The following is a 1,318-nucleotide window of genomic DNA, read 5'->3' as shown; positions in this document are numbered from 1 at the left end:
CCCTAAAACCCTAAAACCCCAACACCCTAAAACCCTAAAACCCTAAAACCCCAACACCCTAAAACCCTAAAACCCTAAAACCCTGACCCCCAAAACCCTAAAACCCCAACACCCAACAGCTTTTTTACTTTTCACTTGACTATATGGCCAATCAAGACGACAAAATCAAAATTATCACTGATAACCGGCAAGCACGCCATCTCTACGAGATTTTAGAGACTTTTGAAGCGGGGGTGCAGTTGGTGGGGACTGAGGTTAAATCTGTGCGCGCTGGTAAGGTGAACCTGCGGGATGGTTACGTTTTAGTCCGCAATGGTGAAGCGGTGTTAATTAATGTTCATATTTCCCCCTACGAACAGAGTAGCGAATATTTTAATCACGATCCGCGCCGGACGAGAAAATTGTTGATGCACAAAAAGGAAATCAGCAAACTCATCGGTCAAGTGGAACAGAAAGGCTTAACTCTCGTGCCTTTGAAGATGTATTTTAAAGGCAGTTGGGTAAAAATCAGCATTGGCCTCGGTAGAGGCAAGAAATTACACGATAAACGCGAAGATTTGAAACGTCGTCAGGATCAACGGGATATGGCACGAGCGATGAAGCGTTAACCAAGACACTTATCGGACTGGCAAAGGTCTAGGTAAGAAATGATCGAGTTTTGTTACAGTTGAACTGTATTCGGCCCCTTGCGGCCATCACCATCCCCCTCACCTTGGGTTAAAATTTATGTTAAAACTCTTGACAAAAGTAATTAAATATGCTACGACACCCGCTTTGATCGCTCTATCCTTAGGGGTAGGTGCGGGGATTATTTTACCAAAAATAACTTTAGCCAATGGCAACCCTGGCCTAACAATTTTTAGTGGAGTCGATCGCAAGGATATCTTAGATTATTTCTTGCAATTTGGCGGTCGTCCCAAGCAAATGGATCGTTATAAATTCTATATCCCGCCGAAAAAACTCTCCCAAGGAGCTTCAGCTTTTTTTATTTCCTATCCTGATTATTTTAACGGCCAGTTTGACACCAATAAAATCGAGGTACGCATCAACGGCAAATCTTTACCTTTAAAGGAAGTGGTTTGGGACAAGGATAGTCGCGTTATTCAAATTGTCCCCGAACAAGCGATCGATCCCACCAGCAAAGTTGAAATCGTCATGTCTAATGTCAGAAATCCCGAATTAGGCACTTATTACTTTACCTGTGATGTGACTGCCTCTGGCAATATTCCCGTCCGTCTCTACGTCGGTACTTGGATTGTCAGTATCGAACCTTAAAGTATTTATTGGGGATGGGGAAATGGAAATAGGGGAATGGGGG

Annotated in this window: 2 protein-coding genes; both read left to right on the top strand. The window is 43.5% G+C overall.

The genetic code is table 11. From position 1 onward, the window contains the following. Positions 1–143 precede the first annotated feature (143 nt). A complete protein-coding gene (gene smpB, locus IQ234_RS20760; RefSeq protein WP_002786846.1) occupies positions 144–608 on the top strand; it encodes an SsrA-binding protein SmpB in 465 nt (154 codons plus the stop codon). Between the two features lie 118 nt (positions 609–726). Continuing rightward, a complete protein-coding gene (locus IQ234_RS20755; protein ID WP_193958457.1) occupies positions 727–1,275 on the top strand; it encodes a DUF2808 domain-containing protein in 549 nt (182 codons plus the stop codon). Positions 1,276–1,318: the final 43 nt, after the last annotated feature.

The organism is Microcystis aeruginosa LEGE 91341, from assembly GCF_015206885.1.
GTDB lineage: Bacteria > Cyanobacteriota > Cyanobacteriia > Cyanobacteriales > Microcystaceae > Microcystis > Microcystis aeruginosa_H.
This window is presented reverse-complemented; position numbering and strand designations above follow the sequence as displayed.

What these genes read in the sequence shown, in the direction of transcription:
- smpB (WP_002786846.1), top strand. Translation starts at nt 144, where the DNA reads ATGGCCAATCAAGACGACAAAATCAAAATTATCACTGATAACCGGCAA.
- IQ234_RS20755 (WP_193958457.1), top strand. Translation starts at nt 727, where the DNA reads ATGTTAAAACTCTTGACAAAAGTAATTAAATATGCTACGACACCCGCT.